The 10,176-nt window shown below is 45.6% G+C and carries 9 protein-coding genes and 1 pseudogene; 6 read left to right on the forward strand and 4 right to left on the reverse strand.

Features of this window, described 5'->3' with window-relative positions:
• Positions 1 to 204 precede the first annotated feature (204 nt).
• The 5 genes and pseudogenes from RH89_RS08080 to btuD all read left to right on the forward strand — a co-directional run bounded on the left by RH89_RS08080 (position 205) and on the right by btuD (position 5,505).
• Positions 205 to 866, forward strand: a pseudogene (locus RH89_RS08080) (SDR family NAD(P)-dependent oxidoreductase).
• 45 nt (positions 867 to 911) lie between these two features.
• Positions 912 to 2,429 carry an aldehyde dehydrogenase (NADP(+)) gene (locus tag RH89_RS08085; RefSeq protein WP_004400974.1) on the forward strand — a complete coding sequence of 506 codons (1,518 nt, stop codon included), beginning with the start codon at positions 912 to 914 and terminating at the stop codon, positions 2,427 to 2,429.
• A 249-nt stretch (positions 2,430 to 2,678) separates the two neighbouring features.
• The gene (locus RH89_RS08090) at positions 2,679 to 3,713 is read left to right on the forward strand and encodes a succinylglutamate desuccinylase (RefSeq protein ID WP_004400975.1); all 1,035 of its coding nucleotides are present in this window, start codon (positions 2,679 to 2,681) and stop codon (positions 3,711 to 3,713) included.
• Positions 3,714 to 3,773: 60 nt separating this feature from the next.
• A complete protein-coding gene (btuC, locus tag RH89_RS08095; RefSeq protein ID WP_004400978.1) occupies positions 3,774 to 4,769 on the forward strand; it encodes a vitamin B12 ABC transporter permease BtuC in 996 nt (331 codons plus the stop codon).
• The gene (gene btuD, locus RH89_RS08100) at positions 4,756 to 5,505 is read left to right on the forward strand and encodes a vitamin B12 ABC transporter ATP-binding protein BtuD (protein WP_004400980.1); all 750 of its coding nucleotides are present in this window, start codon (positions 4,756 to 4,758) and stop codon (positions 5,503 to 5,505) included. Before btuC ends, btuD begins: the two co-directional genes overlap by 14 nt.
• Positions 5,506 to 5,583: 78 nt before the next feature.
• Here the strand turns inward: btuD and RH89_RS08105 are convergent, their stop codons facing one another.
• From RH89_RS08105 to RH89_RS08115, 3 genes are all read right to left on the reverse strand, one after another.
• Complete coding sequence (locus tag RH89_RS08105; protein WP_004400982.1) at positions 5,584 to 7,023, reverse strand: glyceraldehyde-3-phosphate dehydrogenase; 1,440 nt, start codon at positions 7,021 to 7,023, stop codon at positions 5,584 to 5,586.
• Positions 7,024 to 7,384: 361 nt separating this feature from the next.
• Positions 7,385 to 7,621, reverse strand: a complete 237-nt coding sequence (locus RH89_RS08110) for a hypothetical protein (RefSeq protein ID WP_022606730.1) — start codon at positions 7,619 to 7,621, stop codon at positions 7,385 to 7,387.
• Complete coding sequence (locus RH89_RS08115) at positions 7,599 to 7,799, reverse strand: hypothetical protein (RefSeq protein WP_004400986.1); 201 nt, start codon at positions 7,797 to 7,799, stop codon at positions 7,599 to 7,601. Before RH89_RS08115 ends, RH89_RS08110 begins: the two co-directional genes overlap by 23 nt.
• A gap of 204 nt (positions 7,800 to 8,003) precedes the next feature.
• On the opposite strand from RH89_RS08115, the gene RH89_RS08120 reads away from it, so the two are divergent.
• Positions 8,004 to 9,461, forward strand: coding sequence for a DEAD/DEAH box helicase (locus tag RH89_RS08120; protein ID WP_004400989.1), 1,458 nt, complete (start codon positions 8,004 to 8,006; stop codon positions 9,459 to 9,461).
• Between the two features lie 71 nt (positions 9,462 to 9,532).
• On the opposite strand, the gene RH89_RS08125 is transcribed toward RH89_RS08120, so the two are convergent.
• Positions 9,533 to 10,176 (reverse strand): DUF3612 domain-containing protein (locus RH89_RS08125; protein ID WP_038145302.1); only part of this gene is annotated, 644 nt, incomplete at its 5' end.

Genomic DNA, 10,176 nt, shown 5'->3' on the forward strand with positions numbered 1-10,176 from the left:
GGTCAGAAATCTGCAACGTCTGGCCGCCGAAGAGGGAGAGCGAGCAATCAATCATGAACCTCTGCGATGTGAGCTAACTCGCTTTTGAAAAAGGAGAATCAGATGATGAGTTACCGAGATAAGCTGAGTATTGAAAATAGTAAAGCATTAGTAACAGGTGCGGGACGTGGTATCGGTGCTGCTTGCGCTGAGGCTCTGGCAGAAATGGGCGCAAAAGTCTTTTGCACCGACTTTTCGTTCGAGGCAGCAAAAAGACAACGACTCACATTCGGGAGTTGGGATATAAGGCTGAAGCGTTTGAACTTGATGTAACAAATACGGTTGCGATTGAAGCGTTGGCCGAAAAGCTGCCCACTTTAGATATTCTGGTTTGTAACGCTGGTATCGCCAATAACTATGCGGCCGAGGAGATGGCAGATGACTCTTGGAATAACCTTATCAACGTGAATTTAAATGGTGTATTCAGAGTATGCCGCGCGTTTGGTAAAGGGATGTTGGCACAGGGTAAAGGCTCCATAATCAATATCGGTTCCATGTCTGGGTTTGTGGTTAATACGCCACAGCCACAATGTCATTACAACGCATCCAAAGCCGCTGTGCATCAACTGACAAAATCACTAGCAGTAGAGTGGGCAGATAGGGGAGTCAGAGTGAACGCTATTGCGCCTACTTATATTAATACTCCACTGCTCAATGATGTAGACATCGATCCGGCACTTAAACAGACCTGGATTGATATGACGCCTATGAAGCGAATGGGTAACCCAGATGAAATTGCATCCGTTGTACAGTTTCTGGCATCGCCAGCAGCCAGCTTGATGACGGGAAGCATAGTGAACGTAGATGGTGGGTATACCTGCCTCTAAGCTAAGCCCGAGTTGTATTAGGGGTGCTAAATCAAGGAAAGAACAATGAATACAATATTGACTGGAAAACACTACATTGGTGGAAATTGGTTGGAAGGGCGAGAACGATTTTATTCCGCTCCAACCAAAGGAGAACCAAAGCAGTTTTATTGTGGAACTGCAGAGCTTATAGATAAAGCTTGCGAAACGGCTGAATCGGCGTTTTTAGAATACAGTCATCTTAGTGCTAACCAGCGGGCGGACTTTTTGGATGCAATTGCCGAAGAACTGGATCTAATAGGTGATGACATCACTGAAATCGGAGTTTTAGAAACAGGTCTTCCAGAACCAAGGCTTATAGGGGAACGCGGGCGAACCACTAGCCAACTTAGATTATTCGCCCAGCATATCCGGGAAGGTATGCACTTGGATATCAGAAAAGATAAGGCACTACCTGAAAGAAAACCACTTCCACGCCCAGAATTAAATATGGCTCAGATGCCTGTAGGTCCTGTTGCTGTATTTGGGGCATCAAACTTTCCTTTGGCATTTTCTGTGGTTGGTGGGGATACCGCAGCCGCGTTAGCAGCAGGTTGCACTGTGGTTGTTAAAGGGCACTCGGCTCACCCGGGAGTGAGTGAGCTGGTGGCGACCGCTGTGGAAAAAGCAACCATTCGATGCGGTATTCCCGTTGGCACACTGAATTTGGTTCAGGGCGGGGATCGGAGTGTTGGTGAACGGTTGGTGACTCATCCGAATATACAGGCAGTCGGCTTTACCGGATCTTTAGCTGGAGGTCGTGCGCTATTTAATTTATGTGCAGCCAGACCAGAACCTATCCCTTTCTTTGGCGAGCTTGGTTCCGTAAACCCTGTTTTTGTGCTCAAAGGTGCACTTAAAGCGCGAGCAAAAGAGCTGGCGCAGGGTTGGGCGATTTCACTCACAATGGGAGCAGGACAGTTCTGTACAAATCCTGGGGTTGTGGTCTTGGTGAGAGAATCGGAAGGAGTTGAAGAATTTCTCCAACTGGCTGAGTTGGAGTTAGCCGAAACTGCAGATCAAACTATGCTAACGGAAGGTATCGCGTCAGCTTATTGCGATGGAAGCAAAGCGATGAATCAATCTACTGGTGTGGAAGAAATTATCGCGGCGAAAGCAGGAGTACGGAATGCAGCTCCGGGGTTATATATCACAAGTGGTCAGAACTTCATTGAAAACGAACACATTCAGGAAGAGGTGTTTGGTCCCTTGGGTTTGGTCGTTCTGGCAGAGGACGAATCAGAAGTCTTTACCATTGCCCGTAAAATCAAAGGTCAGCTTACTTGTACCATTCATATGGAAGAAGCTGACATAATACAGGCAGAGCAGCTGCTTCCCGTGTTGCAACGAAAAGCGGGTAGAATTCTGGTTAATGGTTTTCCTACAGGAGTAGAAGTTGCTGATGCCATGGTGCATGGTGGACCTTATCCGGCTTCAACGAATTTTGGTGCAACTTCGGTCGGTACGTTATCCATTCGTCGCTTTCTGCGTCCAGTCTGTTTCCAGAACTTTCCTGATGTACTTTTACCAAAGGTATTTAAGTAGTTTTTATCTACTGAAGATAAGGCTTTCAACCAGTTAGTCGAAAGCCTTTTTACCTGCCTTTAAAACTAAATATTCTAATAGCATGAATAGTAAGTCATTTTGTGAATTTCAAAGTTGTTAGAGTTTATGACGCTTACAGTTTGATTATTCGGTGACTATGTCTAAATCTTTTCTATATTGTATGTACTTCCACTTTACCCAGATGTAACATTGCTGCAACAAGCCATGAGCCGAACAGGGAGTTGTACAATGCAAGGTTCGTTTTTTAATCACTCTTTTCTCTACGACACACTGGACACAGACAGTGCTTTTGAGTCGAAAACCTTAACTCTTTCTTCTGGGCAGTTAAACTGGATTGATCGTGGGGTTCTGCTTTGGGAGCCGGTAAATACTTCGCCCGAATCTCGTCAGGTGATCATTTCTGCTGGTATTCATGGTGATGAAACCGCGCCGATGGAGTTAGTTGACCGTTTGGTTAACGATATTGTTTCTGATGCTTTTCAACCTTCTGCGCGTTGTTTGTTTATCCTCGGTCACCCTCAGGCGACCAATCAGCATACCCGCTTTGTGACAGAGAATTTAAACCGCCTGTTTGATGAAACCGAACGCCCTGAGACGATAGAAACCGAGATAGCTCAAAAGCTTAAGAAGCACGTAAAGGCATTTTACGAAGGTACAGAACAGTCGGTTCGCTGGCATTTGGACCTACATTGCGCCATCCGAGCTTCGGAGCACTTTACGTTCGCAGTTAGCCCTTATGTTGACCACCCTGTACGCTCACGCGCACTTTGCGAATTCCTAGAAGCGGGGCACATTGAAGCCTTACTGCTTTCCAATTCACCTACCAGTACCTTTAGCTGGCACACCGGACATTTTTATGGTGCTCAGGCATTAACAATGGAGCTTGGGCGAGTGTCTAAATTGGGTGAAAATGATCTGTCTGTTCTTAGCCAATTTGATTCTGCTACCCGAGCGCTGATTTCGCACTCTTCTTATTCTGAAGATCCAAAACCAATGAAGGTTTATGCGGTAAACCGAACCATTATTAAGCATCATTTGGATTTCAGTTTCACCTTTAAAGATGACGTAGCGAACTTTACTCGTTTCGACAAAGGAGAGTTATTGGGGTTTGATGGCGATGAACTGCTTTATGCAGAAGCCCAAAGTGAAGCGATTGTGTTCCCAAACCCGAAAGTTGCTCTCGGGCAACGAGCCGTTGTCATGGTATTGGAAACAGAAACTCGCTTTGAAAACGAACAGTTAGTATCAAATAACCCAGATTGATACTTGCGTAACCCGGTTTGATATCGGTATGGTAGCGGGATACTGACTAACCATGCCGATATGAACGTTAATCATCTTCTTCAACAAAAGCAAAAACGCTGGAAAAATTCCTTTCTGATAAGCGCAATTGCTCTCATGTTTCTTAGTTTGGCTTACCTCTCTATTGGTGAAGTCTTTATCTCCCCGTTCAACTACCTTGAACCTCTCAATAACATGCTTTTGACTGAGCTGCGCCTGCCAAGGCTTTTCGCTGCGCTTGCGATTGGCTCTGCACTGGCTATATCCGGTGCCAGTTTGCAGGTTTTACTGGGGAACTCGCTTGCAGAACCTGGGGTGTTAGGTATCTCCGGGGGAGCAAGTTTAGCCATGGTCGTCGTACTGTTTCTGTTACCCGTGATGCCAACACCAGAAGTCTCAATGCTGGCTGCAATAGTTGGCTCTCTTTGCTTCACACTGATCATCGTGGGCATGGCGAGAAGCATGAAATTGAGCACGCCAAGATTGCTGCTTGTTGGCGTGGCACTGGGTATTCTGTCTGGCGCTGTTGTAACCTGGGCGTTTTACTTCAGTGACGACATGAGCATGCGTGTGCTCATGTACTGGCTGATGGGAAGTATTGGTGGAACCAGTTGGCATCAACACACCCTAACTCTGCTGATGATTCCCGTCATTGTCTGGATCTGTTTTCAGGGCACTAAGCTCGACAAACTCATGGTTGGTGAAACACACGCGAAGCAGCTGGGTGTTAACGTAGACAGACTTCGTTGGCGTCTGATTCTTGCGGTTTCTTTGCTGGTGGGCATGTCTGTTGCCCTTGGTGGCATTATCAGCTTCGTTGGCTTGGTGGTTCCTCACTTGCTGCGTTTAGCGTTTGGAACGGAAAATAAATATCTACTGCCAATGTCTGCGATTGCAGGGGCAGGGTTATTAGTTTTTGCCGACATACTGGCACGCATCTCTCTTGATTCGGCGGAATTACCGCTGGGTGTTGTAACAACAACGATTGGTGCACCATTTTTTATCTGGATGCTATTACGAAATCATGATTTACGTTAATTCACTGTCCGTTGGCACAAGATTGCTTCCTCTTTCCTTTCAGATAGAGAAGGGGGATGTGCTTCATGTAATTGGCCCCAATGGAAGTGGGAAAAGCACATTACTCTCGGCAATTTCCGGTTTGTTGCCTTTCAAAGGAAACGTAGAGCTGGACGGCGAAGATATCCAATCGCTTACGCTAGAACAACTGGCATTAGCACGAGCCTATCTGACCCAGCAAGAGCGACCAGCGTTCTCCATGTCCGTCATTCAATTCTTATCTTTGTCGGTGCCCGTCGGTCATACCTTGAATGATCTTGGAAAGTCATTAGACGAATTACTGGAACAGTTGAACATATCGGACAAGCTGAGCCGAGAAACCCATACCTTGTCGGGTGGAGAGTGGCAACGCGTCAGGTTAGCTGCTATGTGTATTCAAATCATGCCGGAATGGAATCGATACGGAAAATTGCTGATTCTGGATGAACCCGCTGCGCCCTTAGATATAGGGCAAGAAGCTTTATTGTACGAATTGATTCAGCAAATATCAGAGCTTGGCATTACGGTTGTAATGGCTAATCACGATTTAAACCGCACCCTTCAGTATGCTTCAAAAGTCCTTTTGTTAGACAACGGTACTCTGAAAGGATTTGGCAATACAGATGATGTTATGCAGCCAGAGCTGTTAGCAAAAACCTACCAGACCTCGATTCGAAGAGTAGACATAGACGGACACCCGCATTTGATCTTCCGTTAGAAACAAAAAACCGCCCAGTGGAGCGTGGGCGGAATAGTGGGACTATTATAGTTAAAATAATGACTTAATAAGTTCTAGCTAAGAAATAGCAGGGTAAGTCTTATATCTCACACCCATCATCTGTTCCATGCAGTGTACGACCTGGCAGCTGTATCCGAATTCATTGTCGTACCAAATGTACAAAACACAGCGATTGTCCTGAGCAATAGTGGCAGCGCCATCGACAACACTTGGATGACGTGAGCCTACGATGTCTGTGGAGACCACTTCTGTAGATTCCGTGTAGTCGATTTGACCCGCCAGTGGAGAGTTAAGTGCCATCTCGCGTAGGTACTGATTCAGCTCCTCTTTGGATACTTCAGAATTCAGATTCAAGTTGGCTACCGCCATTGAAACATTCGGAGTGGGAACACGAATCGAGTTACCAGAAAGCTTTCCAGCCAGTTCTGGTAGTGCTTTAGCCACTGCGCTCGCCGCACCGGTAGAAGTCAGAACCATGTTCAGCGAAGCACTGCGTCCACGGCGCTCGCCTTTATGGAAGTTATCAATCAGGTTCTGATCGTTGGTGTAAGAGTGAACGGTTTCGATATGACCGGAATCAACACCATACTTGTCATTAATCGCTTTCAATACAGGTGTAATCGCATTGGTGGTACAGCTCGCAGCAGACACAATGTTGTCTTCTGGCTGAATCATGCTTTCATTAACACCAAATACAATGTTTTTAATGTCGCCTTTGCCCGGAGCGGTTAGTAGCACTTTGGATGCACCTGCGCAAGCAACATGTTGACCAAGACCTTCCGCATCGCGCCAAACACCTGTGTTGTCGACAATCAGAGCGTTTTGGATTCCGTACTGAGTGTAATCGACTTCTTCCGGGCTATTCGCATAAATAAACTGGATGTAATTTCCGTTAGCGATAAGTGCCTTACGTTCTTCATCGATAATGATGCTGCCATTAAACTGTCCGTGCACAGAATCACGGCGTAGCAGGCTTGCGCGTTTTTCTAAGTCGCCTTTTTTACCACCACGAACCACAATAGCGCGCAATCTTAGTGGGTAACCAGGACCACTTTTCTCGACCAATAGGCGAGTCAGAAGGCGACCAATTCGCCCGAAACCGTATAAAACAACGTCACGTGGTTCTGTCATTGGTTCGCCGTTTAGCGGTTGTACCAATGCAGTAGCAAGGTAATCGTTAAGGTTGCTTTCATCTTCATTGTTTTGCCAATAGCCATGGGCTAACTGACCAATGTCAACTCGGCAAGGGGATAGGGACATCTCGTTGAGTTGCTTTAAAACGGGCAGTGTTTGAGCTGGAGAAAGATCATCTCCGACATAACGTCGGGCTAAACGGTGAGCTTTAACAATATCAATGGTAGATGCGTTGATCAGAGGTCTTCCGAACAACAACACTTCTACGCCTTTTTGACGATAAAGCTGACCAAGAAGAGGGGAGATGGATTCAGCGTTAGTTTGGCTGGTTTGCCAGTCTAGAAGGTATTTTTCTGGACTCATCTTTACTTTGGACCTTTTCACGTTTTTTAGCTTAGATACAGCCTCACGGCTCAATCATAAGCTGGATTAGGGAATCGTATTTTGTAGGGTGTTTGTTATTATTTTGCGTGAAGAGTGTAAAGTTGAGTGGCTTATTCTGCTAGTAAAATTAATAGTGGTGTGAAGTGCGATGAATGAGAGACTTAATGGATTAAAGTTTCTTAGAATCCGGGAATTATCAAATGGAAATACAACAAAATATTTACATTTGAAGAGGCTTATTTTGCGACGTAAACGATTGGTGTCACACAATATTGATTTTTTATCAGGTTGTTACATTGGTAGTTGTGATGAAGTTGGCGGCAATTTCGCCTTGCCGCCGTTAAATGGAGAATATTTGTCCTTCGTTACGGCTTTTTAAATCGCTGAACTCAAAATTTACTTGCTGCAATTCAATTTGAGGTTCAGGAGCCAGTTGTGAATCTTTGTTTTTGTGATCCGACTCAGGGTAAGTCAGTACAATAGTTGTGGCTAATGCCGCCAAATAAAACACAAATACACTTTGTTTGCGTAATGCCTGCTTAATACGTGTTCGCTTACTTGCTTGTGATGTCATCATATTCTCCTTCTATGACAGCAGCTCGTCTTGGTGTAAAACCTTCTTTTGCCATTTTGCGTTCCATTCTCTTGCCCATAATCAATGCGGCAATGCCAATGAATACCGCCATAAACAGACCGGTGAACAGCGTAATTAATCCCACTACTATGGATGCGATAGAAACTAAGAATCTTTTCATTTTGTCTCCCTCTTTATTGTTGAAATTGATAATAAGGAAAGATCTATGAATGAAAGATGAATACGAAGTTCAGAAACATAAGCAAGTAAAATAGATATAGTTACACGAATAAATACAAAACTGTTGTTGCTTTAAAAGCGTTAAACCCTGAGAATAGCGCCCTTTTTGGGCACTCAGTGCCATCATTCTAACGAGTACAATATTATGAGTTTTTCCTCTTTGGGGCTGTCACCAGAACTTCTAAGAGCAATTGAGGAATTGGGGTATGAAACCCCGTCACCAATTCAGGCACAAGCCATTCCTCCAGTGATTCAAGGAAGAGACGTGATGGCAGCCGCACAAACCGGAACAGGAAAAACTGCAGGCTTCACATTGCCTTTGCTGCAGCGTTTGGCTGGTGGTAAAAGTGCGAAAAGTAACCACGTAAGGGCTCTGGTTCTTACTCCGACCCGAGAGTTGGCTGCACAGGTTAACGGCAGCGTGGTGAAATATGGCAAGTATCTGAACGTGAATTCAAACGTGGTATTTGGTGGCGTTAAAATTAACCCACAGATGATGAAACTGCGTAAAGGTTCAGATGTACTGGTCGCAACACCAGGTCGATTACTCGATCTTTACCAGCAAAACGCAGTGAAGTTTTCACAGCTAGAAGTGCTGGTACTAGATGAAGCGGATCGCATGTTAGACATGGGCTTTATTCGCGACATCAAAAAGATTTTGGCTTTGCTGCCAGAGAAGCGTCAGAACCTATTGTTCTCGGCTACGTTTTCTGATGATATTCGCGCTTTGGCTAAAGGCTTGGTTCATAACCCAGAACAAATCTCAGTTAGCCCACCTAATGCGACTGCAAAAACCGTCGAGCAGTACCTGTACAACGTCGACAAAAAGAAGAAGCCGTCCATTCTTGCCAAGCTAATTAAAGAAAACGACTGGTCTCAGGTACTCATTTTCTCGAAAACCAAACATGGTGCGAACCGACTAAGCCGATTCCTGGAAAGCGAGAATGTTTCTGCTGCCGCAATTCACGGCAACAAAAGTCAGGGCGCACGAATCAAAGCTCTGGAGCACTTCAAAACCGGGCAGGTTAGAGCGTTAGTAGCAACCGACATCGCCGCTCGTGGGTTAGATATTCCTCAATTACCTCAGGTTGTTAACTTTGAACTGCCGCACGTGCCAGAAGATTACGTTCACCGTATTGGTCGTACAGGTCGTGCAGGCGAGTCCGGCAAAGCGTATTCATTAGTTTGTGCCGATGAAGCCAAAGAGCTGTTTGCGATTGAGCGTTTGATTCAGAAGCTTATTCCTCGTGAAACAGTGGAAGGTTACACGCCAGTTCACGCACTTCCAGAATCTAAGCTGGACACTCGACCAGTTAAACCGAAAAAGCCTAAGAAGAAAAAGAAATTTGCACCAGAAGGAAGTGCTAACCCGAACAACACAGATGAAACGGGTAAGAAGCCTTTTAAACCAAAACGCAAGCCTAATCCAAGAAATGGTGCAGCAGGGCGTCGTGGAAAAGATGAAAATGGAAAAGGTGCAAACGGCAAAGCGAACGGAACCAAAAAAGATGCAGTTAAGAAAGGCGCACCTTCAAAAGAGGGCGGCAAACCTTTTAACAAGCCAAAGCGTCGTAAACCAAAGCCAACCAATACCATCAAGTAGCCTTGGCTAAAAAATCATAAAGAGTAGAGCGCCTTTTGGCGCTCTTTCAATATGGATTTACTGGCGCTCATTCAGAACTGCTCTAAACAGGAATCCTCGTTGCTGTAGCATTTAGGAACCCGAGGGCAAACAGCGCCGCGTGAGCAAATCAGCCTCGCCCGATTATCTATTCCCCGTTCTACCCAGTTAATATTCAGAATTCTCGCCACCGTCATTAGAAGCTTACGTACCTTCAATGGGATTACTGCGGTGCCACCGTTCTGAACGCACGCTTCTTTTAACAGAGTAGCCACTGCAACAGAATCATGTCCCTGCGCATCAATTGCTGGGTTAAGATCAACCCCCGTACATAGCACGTGAGGGTTTCCGGCGAGATCCGTCACCTTTTGAGACTCACAACAGTAAATATGAGGCACATCGTTCTGCATCAAAATGGAAATTTGAGCGACAGTTCGGTCATCGTTCAACTTATCTTCATTTGAAACCATTCTGAACACAGACCAATGCTGACAAGGGTCTTCAACCATTCGCATATTACCCCAGGGCAAAGGAATCCCGTTTCCTCGGTACACCGCTTTCAGCTTTCCGGGGTTGTAAGCATCAAAGTAATGCCAGTGCGGATAGGGAGAAACCGCGGTCATGCGCCTCATGGCGATAGATTCTGAAACGCCCGCTTGCTTGCACACACTGATTTCATAACCGTTCTGTCTAATAG

Origin of the sequence: Vibrio nigripulchritudo ATCC 27043 (assembly GCF_000222685.1) — a bacterium.
Lineage (GTDB): Bacteria > Pseudomonadota > Gammaproteobacteria > Enterobacterales > Vibrionaceae > Vibrio > Vibrio nigripulchritudo.